Origin of the sequence: Methanomethylovorans hollandica DSM 15978 (assembly GCF_000328665.1) — an archaeon.
Classification (GTDB): domain Archaea; phylum Halobacteriota; class Methanosarcinia; order Methanosarcinales; family Methanosarcinaceae; genus Methanomethylovorans; species Methanomethylovorans hollandica.
In genome coordinates this window covers 158,354-183,960 of the sequence record NC_019972.1, presented here as the reverse complement: position 1 = coordinate 183,960, position 25,607 = coordinate 158,354, and the positions used below count along the sequence as shown (strand labels likewise).

Sequence of the window (25,607 nt, the reverse complement as noted above, 5' to 3'; positions counted from 1 at the left end):
GAAGTATAAATGTACCTGGTAAGAGGAATGAGTATTTAGTCGATCATACATTTTTTACACTTGATGATATGAAAAGAAAAAAAAGGGAGAGCGAATGTACATTCGCTCATATCTTAACTTGTTATAGTTAACTTCGGTCTTACAGCAGCATTTGAAGACTCTAAGCTGTAGAACGCAATGTAATTGCCACTTTCTGTTCTTGCTTTCAGGAAGAATCCAGTGTTCTTGTACTTACCGCTTACATACTCCTGTACAAGCTGAGTGACATCAAAGTCATAATACTTGTTATCAGGTAATTTAGTGCCTGTAAATGTCACCGATGCATAAGGCGTAGTACCTTGAGATACTGCATTCTTATCATACCAACTTCCACCTGCTGTAGTCCATGATACACCGGACATTCTTGAGTTCCATGTAACATACTTTGGATCCCATTCAACAGGCCTGTATACTTCGACTACGGTATCAGAAGTACGTGTCGTTCCTACCGGATAATACCAATAGAGCGACAGAGTAGCTTTTGAGATCGTATCTGTAGTCTTGTAGCTACTAAGATCGAATAGCATCACATCTCTTACGGTAGCTGAACTCCTTCCTATATCAAGATAAGTGGTTGTAGAAAGCACACTGGTAGGAGAAGCTGAACGCAGTCTATTATCGTATGTCGGTGTATATGAGACAGTACTAACTGGACTGGAAGCACTGCTGACAACTACCTGCACTGTATCTGTAGACTTTTGACCTACTGTATCTGTGACAGTCAGGGTTACAGTGTATGTACCTGTTGCAGTATATGTCTTGGAAGCTATCATTGTAGCCGCTTCTGCTGTAATTCCATTGGATAAATCAAAGTCCCAGGAATAAGAAGCTATGCCCTTATCATCAGTTGAAGCACTAGCATCAAAGGTCACAGATGTTCCAACAGTAGCTGTTTTATCAGCTCCTGCATTTGCAACCGGCAGATTATCTACAGTAGTTGATCCTGAAGCTGAAGTTATAGTTAGCTTTGGTCTTACAGCAGTATTCGATGCCTCAGCACTATAGAAAGCAATATAGTTTCCACTTTCAGTCTTTGCTTTCAGGAAGAAACCAGTGTTCTTGTATTTGCCACTGACATATTCCTGCACAAGCTGAGTTACATCAAAGTCATAGTACTTGTTATCAGGTATAGTACCAGCAGCGAATGTTGCTGATGCATATGGTGTAGTACCCTGAGATACTGCATTCTTATCGTACCAGTTTCCACCTACAGTAGTCCAAAGGGTACCAGATGTCCTTGAGTTCCAGGTCACATACTTTGGATCCCATTCAACTGGCCTATAAACTTCAACTATAGTATCAGAAGTGCGTGTTGACCCTGCTGGATAATACCAATACAAAGACAGAGTTGCTTTCGATATCGTATCTGTGGTCTTATAGCTGCTTAGATCAAACAGCATCACATCTCTTACAGTGGCTGAACTACGTCCAATATCAAGATAAGTGGTTGTAGAAAGCACACTGGTAGGAGAAGCTGAACGCAGTCTGTTATCATATGTTGGTGAATATGAAGCTGTAGTTGTACTGGTAGCACTGCTGACAACTACCTGTAGTGTATCAGTTGCTACATGTCCTGCAGTATCAGTAACAGTTAAGGTTACAGTATAGGTTCCTGGAGATGCGTAAATATGAGAAGCTGCCATTGTAGTTGCTTCAGTTGTTATTCCATTCGACAAGTCAAAGTCCCAGGAATAAGATGCAATACCCTTGTCATCAGTAGATGCACTTCCATCGAAGGTCACAGATGATCCAACAGTTACAGTCTTATCAATACCTGCATTTGCAATTGGTGGATTATCGACTGACATTTCACTCACAGTTACCTGTACTGTATCTGTAGATACCTGCCCTGATGTATCGATAACAGTCAAGGTTGCAGTATAAGTACCAGCTACAGGGTAGATATGAGAAGCTGTCATTGTTGTTGCTTCTGCTGTTATTCCATTAGATAAATCAAAGTCCCAGGAATAAGATGCTATACCTTTGTCATCTGTAGATGCACTTGCATTGAAAATAACAGTAGATCCGGCCATGGCAGTCTTATCAGCTCCTGCATTAGCCACTGGTAGATTATCTACTGCAGTAGATCCTGAAGTTGAAGTTACAGTTAGCTTTGGTCTGACTGCAGTATTCGATGCCTCGGCACTATAGAATGCAATATAATTTCCACTTTCAGTCTTTGCTTTGAGGAAGAAACCAGTGTTCTTGTATTTTCCACTGACATATTCCTGCACAAGCTGTGTGACATCAAAGTCATAGTATTTGTTATCAGGCACTGTGCTGGCAGGGAATGTAATTGATGCATAAGGTGTAGTTCCTTGAGATACTGCATTCTTATCATACCAGCTTCCTCCTGCTGTTGTCCATGATACACCAGATGCTCTGGAATTCCATGTAACATACTTTGGATCCCATTCAACTGGTCTATAAACTTCGACTACAGTATCAGAAGTACGTGTAGCTCCTGCTGGATAATACCAATACAACGAAAGAGTGGCTTTTGATATCGTATCAGTTGTCTTATAGCTGCTCAGATCAAATAACATCACATCTCTTACAGTAGCTGAACTTCTTCCGATATCAAGATAAGTAGTTGTAGAAAGCACACTGGTAGGAGAAGCTGAACGTAGCCTGTTGTCGTATGTAGGTGCATATGAAGCTGTACTTGTGCTCGCAGAATTGCTTTTTACTGCAATTGTTGTTTGCTTTGTACTGTATCCAATTGAATTGCTTGAATTAAGTACAATTGTATAGTTCCCTTCTTTGGTATAGATATGCAGAGGATCCTGTTCGGTAGAAGCTGCTCCATCTCCGAAGTCCCATTTCCATGAAGTTGCATTTTCCGATAAGTCGGTAAACTGTACTGTAAGCGGTACGTAGCCAGTAGTTATGTTGGTACTAAAATTGGCTACTGGAAAACCATTCAACACACCACTATTGGAATCCTCAACCCAGTAGGTAAGGTTATAGTGCATATCATGACCAGGATACTCTTCAGGAATCAAATTTACAGTCCAATTTCCACTTTCTGGATCAGTGATAATATAATATAGCAACTTTCCTTCCTTTAAATACCATACATTATATGGATGAGATTCTGCGGAATATTCAATTCCACTAGGAGACATCAAATTCACCGCAATATCACCTTCATCCCATTCAAGCAAAATGGATAGCACCTTTTCCTGAGAACTAGAAGTTTCTTGATCAATTGTTATACTATTGGACTCTACTCTCAAATTAGAAATCGAATCTGAACCCATAGAAAAGAAACCAGAAACAAAGAATTTTATCTGTTGCACTTTTGTACCCAAATAACCGGTTACTTGTTGCGCTTTAGTACCTATGTAACCTTTAATGTCTCTATTCACGACTGTTAAGAATGAAACTTCATTATCCGGTGGTAATTTATTCGAGGAAGGTTTATTGATATCTTTCAGACAATCAATAACATATTGGATAACGGTTGGTGATTTAATTATATGTATATGGTCAAACTCTTCTGCAGGGGAATCTCCAAGATTTCCATTAATCGGAAAAGCTTCAAAATTTTTAATACGTTGATCATAACTTTGTGCTGTCGCTACAATCATGTCGCCAGAGTCAGTCCAATAATAGGGATCAGGTCGGGATGTGTTTTTTGCAAGTGTAGCTGATAATAAATTGCCTCCGAATTGTGAAGAGTGTGTTGGATTCCATCCGACAAGAACTCGATATTTAGTAGTTGGAGATAGGGATCCTGAAGCGAGTGATTTTACTGAATTACTATCCGTTTTAAGTTCATTTACAGCTAGGCCGATTTGTTGATAAAACGCATAATATTCAGGAGGAGTCGCTTGCATAAAGTTTAACAGAATTTGAGACTTAACTTGTCCGACTGGTATATATATATCTGCGCCAGCAGAACCACCATGAGCTGGAGCAATTCCAATCCACTGGCGAACATCTTTTCCATGGATGCCTCCTTGATAATGCTCCATATACAGTCGAGAGACTATTGATCCCATCGAATGACAGACAATGTCAATTTTTCCGTTATATTTCTGCCCATTATATGTTAGATCATTTCTTTTTCCCTCAATAAAGTCAGAAAGCTTTGGAGCAATATCTTGCGGATTTTGAGTACTATAAATTCCATAATCAAAATTCCATACTTCGAATCCATTTTTCTGCAGTGCACTGGACATATCCACCCACGTTTCTGATGAACTCATGAATCCGTGTACGAGAACTACAGGAATAGTAACATTGACAAATTGAGATTTCGTTGCTACATTACCTTTTGAGTCTGTAATCGTTATTTTTGCAGTATATGACCCTGGTTCTGAATAATTATGATAAACGATTGGGTTATTTGATAAATCTGTTTTACCATCGCCAAAGTCCCAAGTAATGCCTCCTCCTGTTGAACTTATATATTGGGATGCGTTGAATTCCACTTTATCAGAAATACGAATCTTCTGTGGATTGACTTTAAAGTCTATATCATTTACACTTATAGTCTGGCTGGTACTATCTGTCCCTTCTGAATTGCTTGCAGTCAATGTGACGGTGTAGTTTCCAGACTTGTAGTAAGTATATGTAGGATTCTGTTCAGTAGAAGTATTTCCATCTCCAAAGTCCCATAGCCAGGAAGTCGGTGATCCCGTACTTGTATCTGTGAACTTGACAGAAAGAGGAGTATAACCTTCTGTGATATTGCTAGTGAAGTTTGCTGCAGGATTCACTGAATTTGTTGGAGCATATTTATAAATCCGATTATTGTAGCTCTCAACAACAAAAACATTACCTGTAGAATCAACAGCAATATCGCTATTGTAGATATTAGAGAAATTCGAAGATAATTGCCATTGAGTAATAAATTTATAATTTGTATCGAATACTTCAATTCGATAGTATTCTTTTAGAGTATAGTCTTTTTGCTGACAATCAACGACATAAATGTTCCCAGAATCATCTACAGCTACTGCGACTGGATCTCTTATTTGCCCGTCACCTGATCCAGATGATCCAATTTTAGTAATGAAATTACCATTACTATCAAACTTATTAATAAATCCTCCATATATAATATAATAATTGCCCAATGAATCTATACTAAACTTTGAATCGGAACCAGAAATTGACCGATTCTGAAATGCGGACATACAAATACCATTATTAAATTTATCAACATAACCATTAGTTACATCACTCACATATACATTACCAAATTTATCTACGGCAGTTTCCCAGGGTAAGTAGACTGAGTAGTAAAATCCCATAGCTCCATTTGGATACACTTCACTGACTAGATTTCCATTATTATCATATTTATGATATACAGTACCATAACGAATTCCATACGCTGCACCTGCAATACCACCATTTCCACCACAACCCGATGTATAAATATAGCCCGAAGAATCAACCGCAACACCACGAGGATGGATATGAAATTGAGATTTATACCAAGTCTCAAAACTATTTATAAAAGCTCCATTATTATCAAACTTCTGAATACGGTAATTGTTTGCATCTGCAACATAAACATTTCCATATGAGTCGACTGTAACAGCTGATGGGTTGTTGAATTGTCCAGTACTATTACCAGTAGAACCCCATTGTTTAACAAGCGAGTAAGTTTCAGCATGTACTATAGGGGAACTCATTAACACAAAAAAGAGGATTGATAATAATATTGATGTTGTCCTTATCTTGTTAACGTATTTTGATTCCATTGTTGTGTTCCTTCCGAATTCAAATTATGTGTAAACTGATTAGACGTTCATATTTAATTTTTTCTATTTGTTTTTGGAATTATTTTAATACAAAACATTGGAGAATTTCGATAAACCTATTCTCCCCAGCATAACATCCTACTAAAATATAACCAATAGCAAAGTAAATTAATAAACATGAATGATTTAATTGGTTTTGCACTTAATGAAAAATATAAACGCCTTCAGTCTGTTGGTGACAAGCTTGCTGAAATAGAATCATTAATAGACTGGAAACCATTTCGTCCTATTCTCGAATCGATGTATAATAATAGGTGCGACAAGAAGCTACATTATGAATTGCTTTATAGCTATCCCTTCCACTCGGGATAAACCTACTATGACATGCGTTGGTGGTAACGTCAAAGTATGAAGCTCATAGGACAATGTAGGAAGCAAGGAATTCCAATCCTTGACTAACTGCTAGGTTAAGGAAATTATGAAGAGCATAATGCGAACCATCTTAAGGGTCGTTAATACAGATAAGCGAAATGGAATGACACGCTTTAACCAAAAGGTAAGGAATCTGGTCATAATGGCTTTATTAACATTATGGCGAATGGACAATAGATTCCCGGCCTATAGATGGCTTCTAAGGTTTCCGTGATTATTCGTATTGTAGAACTTGGTAAGTCCCATGTGCTCCTCTAAAAAAAAGGTAGTGAATTTGTGAGAATGAACAATGGCACAGGGGATAAAGGAAACGGTAAAAAGCGAATGGCATTCTGTAATGGAATGCATAGAGGTTCAAAATTTGCCTTATTCCGAAAGGGAGCAGACTTACCGTAGGTGTTCTATTACATGAAAGGAGGCAAACTTATGAATGCAAGACACTCAACGACACCGTCAGGTGAGAGGCTTGCAGACAATTCAATCCCAAACAAATGGGAACAAATCGATTGGAAAACAGTCGGAAAGAACGTTAATAAGCTGCAAACCCGAATTGTAAAAGCGGTTAGACAAAAGAAGTGGCATTTAGTTAAACGGCTACAATATTTGCTTACCAACTCTTTTCATGCCAAATTACTGGCAGTAAAGAAGGTAACACAGAACAGAGGTAAAAGAACAGCTGGAATTGATGGAGAAAAGTGGACAACATCTACCTCCAATATAAAAGCTGTTCTGGAATTATCTGGTAAGAACTACAAAGCCAAACCATTGAGACGAATCTATATTGAGAAAACTGGGAAGAAGAAAAAACGACCACTAAGCATTCCTACAATGTACGATAGAGCAATGCAGGCATTATATGCTCTTGTCCTAAACCCAATAGCAGAAACCACTGCAGACAGAGCATCTTTTGGATTTCGCAAACATCGAAGTTCACAGGATGCAAAAGCCCAATTGTTCACATGTTTGAGCAAAAGGAACTCAGCTCAATGGATTCTGGAAGGTGACATTAAAGGATGTTTTGACCATATAAATCACGAATGGCTCCTGAACAATATTCTTATGGATAAGTCAATCTTAAAGCAATTCCTTAAAGCTGGTTATGTCTACAACAGACATCTGAATCCTACCAAAGCAGGCACTGCGCAAGGTGGCCTAATATCTCCAACCTTGGCGAATATCACATTGGATGGTATGGAAAAGGCAATAGCAACAAAGTACCATACAAACAAGAGGGGAACTATCAACAAAAATGGGTATAACCCTCATAAAGTCAATTTTGTGAGATATGCAGACGATTTCATCGTCACTGCAGATTCAGAGAAAGTAGCTAAAGATATTGCTGAGATTATCAGACTATTCTTAAAGGATAGAGGACTGGAACTATCTCGTGAGAAAACCCTTATCTCCCATATAGACGATGGATTTGATTTTCTGGGATGGAATTTCCGGAAATACAACGGTAAACTCCTAATCAAACCCTCGAACAAATCTATTGCGACAATCACAAAAAGTATAAGTAACGTGATTAAGAAAGGGAAGGCTTTGTCCCAAAGTTCTCTCATTGAGAAACTTAACCTTATTATTGTTGGATGGAGCGAATACCATCGCTCAGCAGTTGCTAAAGAGACGTTCAGTAAGCTTGATTTCAGATTATGGAATATGCTATGGACGTGGGCTAAAAGGCGCCATCCAGACAAATCTCACCAATGGATAGTAAATCGATATTGGCATGGGATAGGGTCAAGGAACTGGGTATTCTCTGCAGAGGGGCTTAAACTTAAATCTTTCACGGATACGAAGATTATAAGACATCCATGTATAAAAATGGATAAGAACCCCTATATAGACAAAGAATACTTCAAATGGAGAACAAACTATCTGAGAAAGCAGAAACAAGTGTTGTAGAGTAACTATCACAGAATGTCTAACAGCTGCCCGATACAGAAAGGGTTATAGAATGCTTGAGCCGTATGCGATGAAAGTCGCACGTACGGTTCTTAGAAGAGGGAGAGCGAGTAATCGCTCTTTCTTATTCGACAACAGCTTCAGGCGGTAGGCCTGAAGCTGATGTTATTGTGATGTTCAAAATACTTGTACTACAACAATGGCATGATCTTTCTGATGCTGAACTTGAGCGACAATGCATTGATAGAATCTCCTTCCGGAAATTTCTTTCATTCCCTGAATATGTACCAGACAGTACAACTGTCTGGTCATTTCGGAAGAGGATTGTCGATAATGGAAAAGAAGAGCAAATATGGACTGAAATGCAGAAGCAGCTTGATGCTCTAGGATTGAATATCAAAAAAGGAATGATCCAGGATGCTACTTTCATCCATTCAAATCCGGGACATGTTAAAGCAGATGAACCTAGAGGAAAAGAAGCAAAAACAAGACGAAGTAAAGATGGAACCTGGACAAAAAAAGGTAGTAGATCATTTTTGGTTACAAGCTCCACACAATCATCGATAAGGATTATGAATTGATCAGAAGATTCAAAACAACAACTGCATCGGTTCATGATTCTCAGATAGATCTCTCTGAATTGAATGAAGTTGTATACAGAGATAGAGGGTATTTCGGAGCAATTGCAAAAGGTTTTGCTGCAACAATGCAGAGAGCTGTGAGAGGACATCCATTAGAAATAAGCGATCTCCTGAGGAACGAAAGATCAGTAGTCAGAGAGCTCCAGGAGAACGAGTATATTCTGTGGTCAAAGAAGTATTTAATGCAGGAAAAGTTCTTGTTACAACTGTGGAAAGAGTAAATGTAAAGATGTTGATGACGGCTTTTTGCTTTAACTTACATCAGTTGAAGACACTCAAACATAAAGGAATTATTTAGGATAGCTTCCGCTATCCTAAAAACAAGGAAAAAATGAAAGAAACGAAGCAAAAACAGAGATAAAGAGAATAAATGCCACTTCAAATTTATGGTGACATAAAAAACAGAGGGTTAATCAGAATCCTCTTCTGTATGAAAAATACCAAAAATAAATTAGTATATTTTTACCACCCATGTAGTAAAAAGCATCTTTTTTATCAACAAAGGGTAATTTTGATCATTTTGCTGTCCAGATTCAAAGAGGTATGTTTTTCTGATATCTTTTTTGGGTTCAATGGGGAGGTAGCAGGTAGGATATGCCATATTCCTATAGACTTTTGAATACTTGGTCGGAGAAAAACATAGGCAAAATGCCATACACTAATATAAAATTAGAACAAATATAGTGTAAATATGACGAACCAAAAGAAATGGAATGCAGCCACCATCGAAATGGTACTAATCAACAGCGATACCCCTATTCCCCGCAGGGTACTGCATACCCACACTCCCAAGGATATGGGATTAAACGGCAGGATACATGTACGGAGAACCAGCCTGCAGGAATACCGCTATTATTATCCCGGGATCCTTGATTCCCTTCTGCACATTGATTTTCCTCATCAGCTCCATGCTTATCTGCTTCCTTCCTTACATGCTGTCTTACTTGAGCAGTGGTGCCTGCAGCATAAACTCCGCCCTTACAGGTTCCGTGCAATGCCCTCTGGAAAGACTGCAGCTGAAACTATCAGCCGGATGGAAAGTGCGTTCTACGCCTTCATACGTGGCTCGCAGGAAGCTGGTATTAACAAGCTGCGGTGGATTTCGAACTTAGATATAGCTCCAGATGAAGCTGTGAAACGCAATGAGCCAATCCTTACTCGAAAAATTGTATCTAAAATGTGGTTTTTGGACTGGACCCCGGATCGTATCGGAACCCGGGAATTTGTAGAACGCTATGGAATAGATATTGATCTTGATTCCTTGCAGCCTGTCAAGGAGATCTTTGTCTCAGAAACCTGAATTATTGCAGGTATTCTTTTCTTACTACTTTTTTTGCTTTTCCTGGTGGGTAAATAGACTAGTTTAATCACTTTGAACATAGCCAAATATAAACAACTCCTATTTATATTTTCTAAAGGGCGTTGGTTAGGACAAAGGGATAGAGAAGCAGTCAAAACTGCTGTCCAAAAATCATTATCAATCGCCTTATTTTAGATCTTGATTTCTCAAATTCACAATTGATACCAAAACAGCAAGTATGATACCCGGAACTAAAAGTCCAGAGACACCAGCAGTTATGATAGAAGGTAAATAAGTAGCAATCCAGTTTGTAGCAACAGCAAATGTAATACTCTTTCCAGTTTCCATCATTTTGTCTTTCAAACCTATTTTTGCTTTTTCTTTCACATCTTTAGGAGCAGTGGATTTTTCGATTTCCTCAAAGATATCTGGTACTTCTTTTTGGAGTTTTTCGATAAAAAGGGTCATCTCTTTAGGATCTTTATTTTCCAGTAAAACCTTGATTTTATCAGCTATATCATTGACGTCCTGGCTTCCTTTTTCATTTCCTTCTGCCTTTAACTTAGATGCAATCTCTTTTAGTTCAGTAACAGTTTGGAGGATTGAATCAACCTTACTTTCGGTTCGAGTAACTGTTTCATTTGTGTCACTTGTTGTTTTATCGATTTGAGTTACTTTATCAAAAGTTTTGTTTTGGTTCTCTATAATAATATTTAATTTTGATTCTATGGACATCTGTAGAATCAAAGGAATCAATGATATAAGAGCTGCAATCTGGTCTTCAACGATCTTATAACTCTTTATCTCATCTATTTTTTCATAAATAAATTTAGTTTCAGGAATATTAGGGATCTGTGTTTTTAGGCTAAAAAGTAAGTTATTAAGACTCTTTTCCATTTGAACTTGATTTTCAACTCTCCACCCGTATATTTCCTCTTTAATGAAAGAAGCAATCGGTTCAGCAGGAGTATTCCGCGATTTATCGTAAGCAATATCTGCTGTTTCCTTCAATTTATCAATAAGTTCTGTTATTCTTTTATCAAAAGATGGCTTAGCTATCTTATACAAACTATGTGCAGCAGGTGTTTTATCTTTGTTATCATTCATCAATTGTTCAGCATAATTACAGATATCTGAGCAACGTTTTAGTGTTTCTTGCCAATCGCTACCAGATTCACGAGCATCGTATGCTATTTCTAGAGCTTTAGATAGTTGTTCAACAGCTTCTATAAGTTTATGTTTGGTCTCAGAATCGCGGCTCCATATTTTAGCAGCTGCAATATAATCCTTCTCTACATTTTTTGGATGTACTTTCTTGAACAAAACATCGTCAAAAGAACGATAAAAGAAACTACAAAATGTCGCAGGGCTTTCCCAAGGACCTTCTTTTACGGATTTTTCAAAATATTGGATTGCTTTATCCAACAAGATTCTAGAATCAGCTTCATTTGATGATTTAGAAGCTTCATGTATCGAAATTTTCCCAAGAGAATAATATGCATACATTCTAACATATGTGTCCCCATCAATTAGTAGACTATGCAGATCGGACAAGACAGCTGACTTGTATTCATCTGGAATCGAAGAAAAATACGAACCAATGTACTCAGCAACTTTTGTACGAACACATGAATCCGGATCACTTTTTAATCTAACTATATCACTGTAGGCAGTAGATTTGTCAGGAACATTTTCAAAAGCAAAAAATAGAGCATAAACAACACTTTCTTTAACCCAACGACTTTCATCACTTGTTAGACGATGTAGGTCAGAAAAAGCAACGGATTTGTCAGGAATGTACTTAAAAGAAACACCAAGAGAAGAAGAAGCATGTGTCCTAACCCAACAATATTCATCATTTGTTAGCCTATGTAAATCCTCCCAAGCAAGAAACTTGCATTCTTCGGGGAAAGAAGAAAAAATAATACTTAGGAGATCAGGAGTATTGCTTCTAACGAAGTCATCTTCATCACTTGTTAGCCTATGTAAATCCTCCCAAGCCTCAGACTTCTGTTCTTCAGGAATATGTTCAAAAGCATAAGCAAGGCTATGAATAACTTTTCGTCTAACCTCATAATGCAGATCACATGTTAGAATATGTAAATCAGACCAAGCAGCATATTTATACTCTTCAGATATGGAAGGAAACACTCTACCAAGGATACAAGCAGCAATTTCTCTAACAGAATAATGACTAGCAATCGTTAGACGATGTAAATCAGATAAAGCAACATATTTATTAGGAGTATATTTGAAAGCGGAAAATAGAAGATAAGAAACTTGAAAATTTATATATATATCCTTATCCTCATCTCCCACGAGTCTAATGAAATCAGACCAAGCAATAGATTTGTCAGGAAGATATTTAAAAGCACTAGATACAAAGTTAATTGCATTTACTTTATTACTCCAAATTTCATCATTCACCAATCTAATGAGATCATTCCATGCGTCATACTTGTCAGGTAAATTTTCAAATTCGTTTTCAATTAGCACTATAGCCTTTGCCCTATCTTCTTTATCTTCACTCAAACTTAACCTGTGTATTTCTTCCTGATCCGCTGGCATTCACGTATAAAGTGATAGTTAACTGTTTATAAATTTATTGTTTCTATCCTTGCAGAGAAGTACATCTTCAAATTGCATTTCAAATCTTATGGTATGAAGTACAGTTAAATAGTTTCAAGTTCCAAAGAAATAATTGTAAAAAATAGAGACTGATAGCTGGTGTATTTCGGGTGTACATATCAAAATTAATAATTAAAAACTACAGAAGCATAAACCATGTTGATATTGATTTCCAAAATGGCATGAATCTGATTGTGGGTAAAAACAATGCTGGTAAAAGTAATATAATCAGCGCATTAAACTTACTTTTTGGAGACAAATATCCAACCTACCTTGTTTTTGAGGATAAAGATTTTTTTAAATACAAGGAACAGGAAAAAGAAGTCGATGATGGATACTTTTGGGTACTTGCAAAATTAGATGGTAGTTTCTCAAATCAAATTGCTGAAATCAAAGGATTGTGGATGGCAAAACTAAACTGCGAACCATTTCTAGTATCTGAAAATAAACTTGATATTAACAATGCTCTCAAAATCAATATAGAAACTGATCTGGATGATTGTACAGATTTTATTCCGTGGGGATACAAATATAGTAAAAAGGTATATGCAAAGCCCAATGATACCAACTATAATTTAAATTCCTATTTCAAACAAATAAAAGAAGCCTGGATACTATTGTATGTTAAAAAAGATAACTCCGGAGAAATAATCCAAAAAGATTTTTCTTTTATAATGAAAACAGATAATGCAGCATATAGGTGTTGGGGACTTAACAGTGAGTTTAGAGATTCTTTAATAAATAGTGCTGTTATTCCATCATTTCGAGACCCAGAGAAGCAATTAAAAATTAACAACTGGTCATGGTATGGAAAACTTATCAAGCGGATATGGGATGAAAACAAAGACAAAAAAATACAAAATCAGGATAATGCTCAGACTTTGTCATATTCTGAAACAATGAACCGGTTATTCCAATCAGTTAATACTGTTGGTAATGAGTTGTTTGAAGACATTACGGTTAATATTAAACAAAACATGGATATGACTTTTCAGGACTGTGATTTTTCATTCCAATTTTCTACAGACACAAAAGATGACATATACAAGTCAATCAATGTATTTGTTGATGATGGATATAAGTCACTTATATCCAACAAAGGATCTGGAATTCAGAGTGCGTTTATAATAAGTGCTTTTTGTTATTATTGCTCGACATTTCATAAAAATAGCTCATTGCTTGTAGTTGAAGAACCCGAATTATATCTACATCCTCAAGGACGAAGATCTATACTTCAGGTGTTTGAAGATTTTATAACATTTAATGATGCACAGAATCAAGTTATAATAACAACACATTCTTCTGATTTCATTAAGCCAGAATATATAAACAATATAACAGTGATACGAAAAGAAAATGGATGTACATGTCAATATAAAGTCAACATTGATGATGGAACTGAATTTAAGAAAAAGCAGATTTTTAATTGGAAACAAAATAACGAATTGTTCTTTTCAGAAAAAATACTAATTGTCGAAGGAGCAGAGGAACGATTTATACCTTTAATAGCTGATAAAATAATGGATCAAAGTTCATATTTGGATAAAAACAATATTTCTGTAATTCGGGCAAATGGTAAAGGCAACATAGCAAAATACATCCAGATTGCCAAAAGCCTTAATATTAAATGGTTTGCACTTGCAGATCTTGATTTTATATTGAAAGATTTGGAAAACCTAAGAGACATTGTTTATTTCAATAGTAATGAATTGTCTATAATCAGAAGTAAAGTACGTACATTACTAGAAAATGAAGAAAATAAATGGAAGAAAACTGAAAAAATCAACTCTAGGTTACTTAAACCTGCAGAATCCCTGGATGCAAAAGCCTTTTGTAATCTGATGGAAAAATGGGAAACCGATGAGACAGTAAGAGATGAACTCCTTGATCTTTGGATGCACCTAAAGCCAAATTTAAGGAACAAAGCAAACTACTTGGTATTAAAAGAAGATCAGGAAATATATGCAAAAATGAAAGCATTTATAAAAACCCTAAAATCTAACAATGTTTTCGTTTTAGAAAAGGGTGAACTAGAGGATTATTTAACATCTGATGGTAATAGTATAAGGGGCTCAAAAGAAATACGAATATTTGAAATTGTGACAAGGGTAATTGATAACAAAGAAGATCTTTCCAAATATCTAGACGTTCAAGAATTTGAAGAATATGTGCGCTGTGCAATAGAAAATTAGAATAATAATTGTTTTAAAATTTGTAAATTTACAAACTTAAAAACTCAGTGCAGAATATAAATGTAACGGATTTAAAATTCAGTTTGCTGTCGATTTATTTTACTCTCTCTTTGATATTAATCAATGTTAATGACAATGAGACTATAAAAGAAGAAATTAAAGCTAATAATTTCCATGTCATCTGATTATTGGGCAAAAGTGTTGTTATTGTAAGTGATGTTAGGAAAAAAAGTATACCAAATTCTCTGAATTCCCTAAGGAATATACTTAACAAATCTCTTCTTACTTTCAACGGATCTAATACTTCTAGATTCAGTTCTTCTCTTACATATAAATCAAATAAAATAGGCCAAATATCTTGTTCAACTGGCAACACCTTTTCCAAAGATGGAAATCTATAAGGGTATCTTCTCTGTAAACCATCTCTTACTTTCTGAATCTCTGGAGTTAATTCATAAACTTGGAGAGAGATCTTTTTCAAAGTATAACGGTTATTTTCGTTCTTTATAGCATTTTCGAGAATAAGATTATTACCTTCTGTTGTACCAAGTAACTTGATTGATTCCAAATTGACTCTTGCATATGTTTTATCCATGTCAAGACTATCAGCTCTACAAACACGGAAAAATAAATATCTTCTACCAAGTAAACGAGAAATATATTCGTTTAGTAGTTGAAGTAACGTTAGGTCCAATGGATAGATTTCTACAGTATGTTTCGCATAATCCACATATTCACATGGAAAAGCTAGAGCGGTTCTTAATGTCTCATCAAGTTTTACTTCATTGTTTAATAATGTACTATCGAGTATAACTTGACAGTGAACATGGAGTGTTTGTTTAATTTCCTCGCAACAAGTACTAACAACTGCAAACTTTCCAAGATCTAATCTTTTTTTTGTGTTAGAATTTACGCATACAACATAATTGTCTTTTGCTTCTTTTCTATCTTCACTCTTGGTAGGCTTCACAAAAAATCTATTCACTTCATATTGTTCCAAGCAATCCCCCATACTTTAAACCCCTTAGACGTATTACTGTATGATTTAAAAATTTTACTTTTTGATTCTATAGGACTTATCTATTTTCAACTTCCGGAGCAATTTGTTTTTTATTACTAAATACGTTTTTTTATAGAGAAGTCAATAAGCTGAGTCGGAAATACCTGATATGAAAGGGGTTTCCAGAACAAACCTGTTCTATATGCGAGCTTTTGCAGAGAATATTGCATCACTGGACAAGGCCATTCAAACAGTGCGACACAAGCAGAAGTGTTGTCACAGGAATAGGCAACAGTAAACTGAAGGTGTTGTATTGGTATGGAATGTGAAAGAAGGAAGTCGTAAAAAATAGAATTTGGATATTTAGCTACCATATCCCAATTTTTTAGCCTTATCTTTACATATTTGAGCTTCTTCAGTTCGACCAAGTTCATGAAGTAAACTACCCTTCATATTCCATGCATCTGCATTTTCTGGATTAATATCTATTACCTTATCACAAGATTCTATTGCTTCTTCATAGCTGCCAAGTTCTGTTAAGACCCAAGTTTTTGTATCCCATAATGTTTCATTTTGCGAATCAAGTTCAATAGCTTTATCTAATGCAACTATTGCCCCTTCGAAACTTTGTCTCGAACCTTGATTTTCGCCTATATTGGCAAGCGATAAACTTTTGTAATACCATGCAGATGAATTCTTTGGCTCAAGTTCAACGACATTATCAAATGCCACAAGTGCTTCTTCGTAATCACCGTGCTCAAGATGGATTTCACCCATATTGTACCAAGCATCAGCATACTCTGGATCGATCTCAGTGGCTTTCTCGTAAGCTCCTATTGCCTCTTCATCTAAACCATAGCTATAATATTCATTTCCTTTTTGATTCCAACTTAGAGCCTCTTCATTTACTTTGTCATTGCATCCTGCACTAAAAATAGCAATAACCACTATAGCCAGAATTATAAGTCTTTTAGTTCTCACAATTATCCTCTCCTACAGTATTGTAATTAATGTCCAATGAGCCAATATCTGCTTTTTTGCAGTGTTCAAATTAAACCGTAAATTCCCCTGTACTTCTGTACAGGGGTATACTGATCAATTTTGTCGTCTCTTCAAGTACACATATCCACCTGCAAATACTCCGATTATAAGAATGGCCATACTGAATCCAAATCCTGGAGTCTTTTTGGGTTGCGTTCCATTCATACCAACATCCTCTGTCTCAGTAGACTTTACATCCATATTGTCACCTGTAGAAGAAGCAAGCAATTTTTCAGCAGTAATAGCAAATGGCGAAAAGCCAGGTGTCCGAGACTCGAATATCACATAACCGGAGGTATTGTTTTGGATGGTAGTTGGCAATATTTCCCATCCAGTTCCATTATGTCTCTGCAGCTTAACGTCTTCTGGACTTAGTGCCATATCCTGGAGCCAAGAGTCGTTGACCTTGAACCTTACCTTAGCATCCTTAATGTTAGCTGCAGTGGCAAACCCTGATTTACCCACCCAGATATTGACATATTTATAGATGGAGCCTTCAGGGGTGCTGTTCACCAGCTTTGATCTGTTGTTCAGCACTTCTATAGTGGATGTAATCTCTCCTGAGTTCTTGAGAGAATAGAAGCTAACTGATTGGATGGGATTACCTTCTCTTGTGAACTCATAGGTTACATTTGCATTCATTTTCAGGTACTGGGTGTCAACATCTTTCATTGCTACATTTGCATAGTCTTCGGCAGAGCCTGCACCGCCTCCTCCGCCACCACTGCTACTACTCTTACTGCTGGTGCTGCTCCCACTGCTTCCGCCACCACCGCCGCCACTTTTAGAATCGGAAAAAGTAGTTGCAGTTATCATGGTATTATCTGTTTTAATTGTTTTCTCGAATACTCCATCATTATCATTATCAATGTTAATGAAAACACCCATCTCTCCTTTAGAAAGATTGTACCAGTCAACAGTATATTGATGAACATTTCCTACTGTTACTGGAATATCGAGAGCTTGAATAATACTGGTATTAAAGTCCTTAAAAGAAACAATATCTAATCCATATGTTCCATTATCTGTTCCTATTAAAGTGCAACTATATTTATCCGTAGAATTATAAATTACTACCCGTTTCTCATCAACAATGCAAAAAGAATTTGGAATCTCTTCTTTTACATTTCCATCTACTATTCCTGTACATTTCGACTGGGGATTATAGACAGCAATATCACAAGGACTATGGACGTAAAACACATCTCGAGAGTTAGATACAAAATACATTGGAGAAATTGTTTCCCTTACATATTTTGATTCACTAGGTGAAACCACAAAAGACATAAATCTCACATAGTTCTCACCATTGACACTAATACCATCACCAGATCCATCAAAATAGTAACGAAAATCTATTCTGTCACCTGAATATACAATTGGCGTGTAAAGAATATTATTAGTATCTCTATCCAAAGAAACATATACCACTTTATTATCATCCTTGTGACGAGGGTCTATAGTCCACTTCTTACCATCTTTATATACGTAACCTTTATCTACCCATTGATCTATAAAGTCCCCATAAGCTCTGTTTCTTAAACTGATTACGGCTCTAAAATCATTTCTTGAATTACTCTGAATGGTAATATCTATCTCAAATGTTTGGGTAGCTGAATTTGCACTATATGCTATTGATGAAAATAGCTCAGCACTTGATGCAACTGAATTGTGTTTGAAATTCATATATGCAGCATCATTATAGTATGGAGACTCTTCATATGGTGACATGCCGGTTATAGCACCAGTTGCAAATGCACTCCAATCAAAATCAGATAATTTTTGGGATATTGTACGTACATTTTTCCAATCTCCTTCCTCTCGAACAACATTCGTATTATCCACAACTTCAGGAACGTATATAGGTATAGCATTACCATCCCCTTCAGGGAACAATTCTTTAGGTATCACTAATGCACCATAATAATCATTTTTGTGATATTGTGATATTTCTTCTCCCAATAATTTAAAATAAGTTGCGTGTATGTCAATGCCGCTAGTGGTAAGAGTAAAAGCTTGTGGTTTAGAGTAATAGTTATCTACACCATAAAAATAAATCATATATTTCCCAACTGGTAGCTCATCATTCCAACTTTTACCACTTCCTGATAAAAGAAAATTTCCTTCTTTTAATAATGCAAATTTTGAAGCATCCTGATCTGTATAGACATTAATTTTACCGAATGAATATATAAATGATTTATACATATTTTCGGTCTTATCCCATTCAATATATCCAGCTTCAAAATCACAGTACCCATGACCACTTCTATCTAATTGATTCATCACGGGGAATCCTAAATCGCTATATGTTCCATGCAAATTGGTATATACTTCATCAAGTTTACCATAAGTAACAAATGCTTGGCCCCTCTGAGGATGACCTGTGTTTTCATCATTTTGATTACTTATCCAATGTATAGTGCCTGTCTCAAACTTTGAGTACCTTCCTGTTGTTCCCTGGGGGGATTTTGCAGCTTCCTTTTCATCTTCTGCCACAGGTCCTAATTGAGCTTTATCTGGATAATTATAGTACTTTTCCCAAATTGCACCATGGATATAAGAAGCGTTATTTCTTATGGGATTGTACATGATCACCCCCCCCGGAATGCCAGATGCTCCTGGGAAGTCTTGTACTTGATATCCGAAAGCTTCATGAACCACTGTAGTTGGTTCGCCCAATACACTTAATCCTCCATTTCGTTCATAGGCTTCAAGAAACTTTTGTGTAATCTCTGTGGGAGTAGCGCCTTCACCCACTTTTATAGTAGAATCAACATTGTTTAATTTTACAACATAAGCACTTGTTGAATCATCCCACTCAATCTTGCCACCTTCAAATTCACAGTATTCATGTCCCTCTCTTTCTTCTTGGTCCATTATTGGGAAACCCAATCCACTTGCAGTACCACCTACAATTGCATATAGTTCATCCAGTTCTCCGTAAGTCATATAAGTGGCCATATAATGATCGCCACTACCATGCCAGTGAAGGTGTCCATTCTCAAAGTCACTCACTTTGCCAGTTGTGCCCTTAAAGGACGTTACAGCATCTCTTTCATCACTTGTAACAAGACCCAGAACACTGTTTGCATAACCCAAGGTACCCCATTTTGCAAAGATTGCACCGTGTATCTCCACTACTTCCCCTGAATTGATGTTATATTCAAGAGCACCGCTCTGACCTCCGTTTGAAAAAGTCTGATATCTAAACAATGTTCCATATTTAGAGATCTGAGGCTCAGACATCGCTTCTATTGGATAACCGAGAGTACCTGCTCCATATCCAAGTTGTCCCCATTTTGTGAACAATGGATTAAATATAGCATACGCTTCTCCAGTATGTGGGCCGTTCTTAAAACAATCTATAGCACCGTTCTGGAAATTCACGTATGAACAATAATTCCCTACACTATCACTCTCTCCATCCAACTCACCTGTACCTACTGGTTGTCCAAATATTGGAGAACCACCAAGTGCATGATATTTGTCTATTATAGCCTGAGTGATGCTTATATCAGCGCCATCTGGAATGGAAATTAACATCTCACTTGAAACCTGAATTACATTACTGAAACTGTACCCGTTCCACTCAAGAGCTTCGGGAGACGTAAAATGGCATTTCATTCCATTTTCTATAAGGTAGACATCAGAACTGCCTTGCACTTGGACTAAAGATCCTTCAGTTGGTCCATCATCCTGAATTTCAGTTTTCAAAATAGATAGGCCACCGTACTCGGGAATCATATATATATAATTACCAGATACAGCACCAATGCCACATCCATCAAATGCAGAATAATGTTCTACTGGATCTTCAGGATAACTAGTATAATAATCCTGATCTACAAGTGTTGGTACTTTAGGATTAGCAATATTTGCAATTTCAAGAGAATATACATCACTATCCGAGTTAAGCACATAGGCATATTTAGCCGATATAACAACTTGTTCTGTATCACTACCAGTTACACTCAGCTTTCCTACAAGTTGAGGTATTGTCGGATTACTAATGTCTAGAACTATAAGGCCATTCGCACCATTGGCCAAATATACATATTGGCCAGAAACCGCAACATCATTAAAAATATAACTGTTAGTATACTGTCCTACAAGCTTTGGTTCTGCTTGATTACTTATATCTAGAACCATGAAAGAGCCAGTCTGGGAATTACCGTTTAAATAATGACCAGCTACTAAATGTAGATATTGATCAGATACGTCAAGATTCGTAATATCATTAAGAATATACTGTCCTACTAGTTGTGGTGATACAGGATTACTAACATCCAGAATAAAACAACCTTTTCCATAACTTAGTAAATATGCATAATCATTAGATACCTCTATAATTTCTGTAGAATCAGGATTAGTGTATTGGCCTACAAGTTTTGGTGTAGTCGGATTATTAATATCGTATATCATAAGAGTGGTACCAATTGAATAGTCAGAAGCAGCGACATAGATATATTTATCAGATGAAGTAATACTACCAAAACCTGTATTTGTTGGTGGAGTTATACGACTTACTTCTACTGGGTTTGTTGGATCAGTTACACTTAATACAACAAGATCACCGAGCTGTAAGACATAAGCATAATTTCCAACTACCTCTATGTCTCCAATTTCTCGATCACTGCCAAAACTGCCTACTTGTTGTACATTTATTTTTTCAGATGAACCTATTCCCACAGTCATCATTACTAAAAGTAATACTATCCCAAAAAGAATTAATCTGATCAACTTGATTCGCATTTGTACCACCAGCTACACAATCAATAGAAAATTTAGAGTTACCCTATCCCCAACTCCTACTTCCAATTTAGACTACATCAAGGTGTGAAAGTATATTGTATGTTCAAAAACTTTAACATCTTCATGTTATATTTTATAATGGAATGCGTCTAGTATATATACATATCTAAAAAGTTTTTAACTCATTAATATATTATTAAATGCTAATGTTTGCATTCACATACCCAAAAATTAAATTTTGAAAACCTCTTATCAATTGGGCAGAAGAAGCAGTTTAGTCTTCAACTGAAGTCGTTAAATATACACACAGTTGTATGCCTAATAATATAGAAGATTTCGAAAAATCCGGTATTTGAAAATTGTCCTTACTATTTATAAATGATAGGTTAAAAATGGGTTTTTATAGAAATCATCCGTAAACATGCAGAGACTTTTCCGGACATAAATCATTCAATTTTTGATAGAACATATTCGTATAGCCATTTTGGAATTTTGTCTTCATTTAATATTAATGAATTGTCTGGCTTTTTCTCAGCTATCAACCGCATCTCACTTGAATTGTCAAAAATATATGCCCTTCTGCAATGTGGCAAAGCCATGAATAGATTATCAAGTGACCGTGGATACCTACTTTGGATTTTCTCAGGAGGAACGTCATGTTTTCCACCCAATGCTCTTTCTTTCACACGATCGCAATTAATATGGAAATCTACCGTGCTTATAAAATATAAATATACTAACCATCCATTGTTCTTTGCAGTTTCAAGGAAATCTACTTTAGATGGGTGTGACAATACCGTTTCATATGAAAACAATGGTTCATCTGTTTTTATGAAGCAATGTCTTAGAAAATCAGCTAGCAGTGCACCAGTATAGGAATTTTTGTTAATTACATTAAAACAGTTGTCTTCGATTTTGATATCTTTGATGTCAATGCTACTATGGTCAAAAAAGGGGGAGTGGAAGACGAAATCCCGAAAATCGTTCTCATCAACTTTTAACCCAAATTTATCAAAATCAAGTACATCAATGGAATTAAGATCATCAGGATTAATATGGTGATGTGGATTAATCAGTTTAGGTCTTTCTTTGATAAACTGGCTAACCAACGTTGTTTTGCCTGACCCATTTGGTCCTGCAAATACTCTCATACGTTTCATAGCTGGTATCGCCTTTTTTCCGGCATTACTGATATATTCTCGATTGTCATAATGACTTCAGTATGTCCGTTTGGATACAGTTTAACTATCTTTTTGCCTTGTTGAACTGTTACCGATCTTCCATGGCTAAATGCATTCCTTATCGCATTGCTGGAGGCTTTTTTTGCGATTCTCGCAATGTCTTTAGTCTCTCTTTTTTCACGTTTTCGTATATTATTTGCTAATCGCACTATAGATTCCCCCGTTTAGCAAATTTGTCATGTGTCGTTATATCAGGCATTGGCATAAATACATTTGTGTTAATTAGAAAAACATCGGAATTAGATCCAGAAAAGGTGTCCAACTCAATTCTCTTATCATTAATAAGAGAAGCTCTTTTCAATACTCGGCTCGCGCTCACATAAGTATCTCCTCATGAATAGGTTTTACAATGTTCCAGTATATCTTAGTGAGACCTCTATAAACTGTAGTAGCTACAGAAGAGCAGCTGTCTTCTATCATTCGCCAGATATTACCTACCACTTGTGGATTATTTAGCATAGAGTCAATTTGCAAATTTTTAAATTTGTAAGTTTATGCAAAGTTCCTGTATTTTCCAGTGCATCTTGCACACCGCGTTTCTTTCTCGTACAGGATCTTGCAATAAAATCGCAAGGTTGTAAGGCCTTAAGTAGCTACACTTCCCTAACAATACGGAAACCGAGGTCGTTTATGCTGCTGTCCTGGACGTATCCGTAACGATAGCAGCTCCCGACAAGGCGGTTCCAGCTGCCGCCGCGAATGACCCGAGAGGATGTACCATCAGCTTCCCAAGCACTACCATCAGTCGGAGCACCGTTGTAAGAATGATGCCATCTGTCTTGACACCATTCCCAGACATTTCCATGCATATCATACAATCCCCAAGGATTCGGATTCTTTTGGCCCACCGGATGAGTAGTTTTACTCCCTGCATTTTCATAATACCAGACATAGTCACTCAACTTTGATTCGTCGTCTCCAAAGGAATAAGTCGTGGCCGTGCCTGCTCTGCAGGCGTACTCCCACTCTGCTTCGGTGGGGAGACGGTATTTGTCAGTACCTTCCTTTGCGTTCAGCTTCTTAACAAATTCCTGCACATCATCCCATGACACACACTCAACGGGATTACTATCACCTTCGAATTTCGAAGGGTTATCACCCATTATCTCAACCCACTGCTCTTGGGTAACTTCATACTTGCCAAGGTAGTAGGCATTTTTGATGGTCACTTCATGAACGGGCATTTCACCAGGATATCTATCATCTGAACCCATCTCAAACTCACCTGAAGGGATGAGCACGAACTCCATACCGATAGAATTGGTGTAAGTTTCCATGTTTTCCTGATATCCAGTATTAGTGATGGTCTTGTTGTCTGTGGCAGCTAGTGAAGAAGTAACAACCTTGGTGTTCTGGGACACAACAGTAGTCTGATTGTAAGAATCGTCCACCAGCAGTGGTGATAACATCCAGTAGCCTGCAAGTACAATAACGACCAATACTGGAAAAATTAACGTTTTTTCCTTGATTTTAGGATAGCTACCGCTATCCTAAATAATTCTTTTATGTTTGAGCGTCTTCAGTTGATGTAAGTTAAAGCAAAAAGCTGTCATAAGCATCTTTACATTTACTCTTTCCACAGTTGTAACAAGAACTTTTCCTGCATTGAATACTTCTTTGACCACAGAATATACTCGTTCTGCTGGAACTCTTTGGATACTGATCCTTTTGTTCCTCAGGATATCACCTATTTCTAATGGATGTCCTCTCACAGCTCTTTGCATGGTTGCTGCAAAACCTTTTGCAATTGCTCCGAAGTATCCTCTATCTCTGTACACAACTTCATTCAACTCAGAGAGATCTATCTGAGAATCATGAACCGATGCAGTTGTTGTTTTGAATCTTCTGATCAATTCATGATCCTTATCGATGATCGTGTGGAGCTTGTAACCAAAAAAGGATTTACCGCCTTTCTTTGTCCAGGTTCCATCCTTACTTCTTCTTGTTTTTGCTTCTTTTCCTCTCGGTTCATCTGCTTTAGCATGTCCTGGAGTTGAATGGATAAAAGTAGCATCCTGGATCATTCCTTTTTTGATCTTCAATCCAAGAGCATCAAGCTGCTTCTGCATTTCAGTCCATATTTGTTCTTCTTTTCCATTATCGATGATTCTCTTGCGGAATGACCAGACAGTTGTACTGTCTGGTACATATTCAGGAAATGAAAGAAATTTCCTGAAGGATATTCTATCGATGCACTGTCTCTCAAGTTCAGCATCAGAAAGACCATGCCATTGTTGTAGTACTAGCATTTTAAACATCACAATAACGTCATCTTCAGGCCATCCGCCTGAAGCTGTTTTATTAGAATACATCGATTCAAGAATGGGACGAAATGGTTTCCAGTCAATCAATGATTCGATTTCAGCAAGCTTATCTCCAACAGATTGAAGACGTTTGTATTCTTCGTTAAGAGCAAAATCAGTTAAATCATCCATAATTATTAATTTACTTAGCAATTATTTATATTTTAGCAGGATGTTATAAAGGAGAGAGAAGGTTTATCGAAATTCTCTATACTTTTTCCTCACCTTCCACAGCTGCAGGCGTCCATCTTGGGCGCAGTGCTAACGGTCTTATCGAATGGAAGAATAACAAAGGAAAAACACTAAAAGAAATGCAAGAGGCTGAAGCTGGAGGAACATGACAGAGCGTACATTCACCGAATAACTCTTAAATGAAGCCACTCCACTGGACCGTTTGTGAGAATGTACGT

The 25,607-nt window shown here is 36.8% G+C and carries 12 protein-coding genes and 2 pseudogenes; 6 read left to right on the top strand and 8 right to left on the bottom strand.

The features are described from left to right. Positions 1-113: 113 nt before the first annotated feature. Entirely contained in the window at positions 114-5,759 is a 5,646-nt protein-coding gene (locus METHO_RS12565; protein WP_015313887.1) for an alpha/beta fold hydrolase, read from the bottom strand. 177 nt (positions 5,760-5,936) lie between these two features. On the opposite strand from METHO_RS12565, the pseudogene METHO_RS13470 reads away from it, so the two are divergent. From METHO_RS13470 to METHO_RS12545, 4 genes and pseudogenes are all read left to right on the top strand, one after another. Beyond that, positions 5,937-6,080, top strand: a pseudogene (locus METHO_RS13470) (IS5/IS1182 family transposase); the annotation flags it as partial. Positions 6,081-6,617: 537 nt separating this feature from the next. Next, the gene (gene ltrA / locus METHO_RS12560) at positions 6,618-8,096 is read left to right on the top strand and encodes a group II intron reverse transcriptase/maturase (RefSeq protein WP_015313885.1); all 1,479 of its coding nucleotides are present in this window, start codon (positions 6,618-6,620) and stop codon (positions 8,094-8,096) included. Positions 8,097-8,230: 134 nt separating this feature from the next. Beyond that, positions 8,231-9,035 (top strand): annotated as a pseudogene (locus tag METHO_RS12555) (IS5 family transposase); the annotation flags it as partial. Between the two features lie 393 nt (positions 9,036-9,428). Next, a complete protein-coding gene (locus METHO_RS12545; RefSeq protein WP_015313884.1) occupies positions 9,429-10,037 on the top strand; it encodes a hypothetical protein in 609 nt (202 codons plus the stop codon). A gap of 186 nt (positions 10,038-10,223) precedes the next feature. Here METHO_RS12545 and METHO_RS12540 read toward each other — a convergent pair whose 3' ends face one another. After that, complete coding sequence (locus METHO_RS12540) at positions 10,224-12,605, bottom strand: HEAT repeat domain-containing protein (protein ID WP_015313883.1); 2,382 nt, start codon at positions 12,603-12,605, stop codon at positions 10,224-10,226. Positions 12,606-12,775: 170 nt separating this feature from the next. On the opposite strand from METHO_RS12540, the gene METHO_RS12535 reads away from it, so the two are divergent. Then, on the top strand, positions 12,776-14,857 hold the full coding sequence (locus METHO_RS12535; protein ID WP_015313882.1) for an ATP-dependent nuclease: 2,082 nt from the start codon (positions 12,776-12,778) through the stop codon (positions 14,855-14,857). Between the two features lie 94 nt (positions 14,858-14,951). Here the strand turns inward: METHO_RS12535 and METHO_RS12530 are convergent, their stop codons facing one another. From METHO_RS12530 to METHO_RS12500, 6 genes are all read right to left on the bottom strand, one after another. Next, a complete protein-coding gene (locus tag METHO_RS12530) occupies positions 14,952-15,857 on the bottom strand; it encodes a hypothetical protein (RefSeq protein WP_156811306.1) in 906 nt (301 codons plus the stop codon). Between the two features lie 363 nt (positions 15,858-16,220). Beyond that, entirely contained in the window at positions 16,221-16,838 is a 618-nt protein-coding gene (locus tag METHO_RS12525) for a tetratricopeptide repeat protein (protein WP_015313880.1), read from the bottom strand. Between the two features lie 114 nt (positions 16,839-16,952). After that, positions 16,953-21,653: a PGF-pre-PGF domain-containing protein gene (locus METHO_RS12520; protein ID WP_015313879.1), complete on the bottom strand. Its 4,701-nt coding sequence runs from the start codon at positions 21,651-21,653 to the stop codon at positions 16,953-16,955. A 446-nt stretch (positions 21,654-22,099) separates the two neighbouring features. Continuing rightward, a complete protein-coding gene (locus METHO_RS12515) occupies positions 22,100-22,813 on the bottom strand; it encodes a hypothetical protein (protein ID WP_015313878.1) in 714 nt (237 codons plus the stop codon). A gap of 674 nt (positions 22,814-23,487) precedes the next feature. After that, on the bottom strand, positions 23,488-24,333 hold the full coding sequence (locus METHO_RS12505) for a formylglycine-generating enzyme family protein (RefSeq protein WP_245546402.1): 846 nt from the start codon (positions 24,331-24,333) through the stop codon (positions 23,488-23,490). 51 nt (positions 24,334-24,384) lie between these two features. Continuing rightward, the gene (locus METHO_RS12500; protein WP_015313875.1) at positions 24,385-25,329 is read right to left on the bottom strand and encodes an IS5 family transposase; all 945 of its coding nucleotides are present in this window, start codon (positions 25,327-25,329) and stop codon (positions 24,385-24,387) included. Between the two features lie 8 nt (positions 25,330-25,337). On the opposite strand from METHO_RS12500, the gene METHO_RS13465 reads away from it, so the two are divergent. Continuing rightward, the gene (locus tag METHO_RS13465) at positions 25,338-25,538 is read left to right on the top strand and encodes a DUF4357 domain-containing protein (RefSeq protein WP_083885822.1); all 201 of its coding nucleotides are present in this window, start codon (positions 25,338-25,340) and stop codon (positions 25,536-25,538) included. The last annotated feature ends 69 nt before the right edge of the window (positions 25,539-25,607 follow it).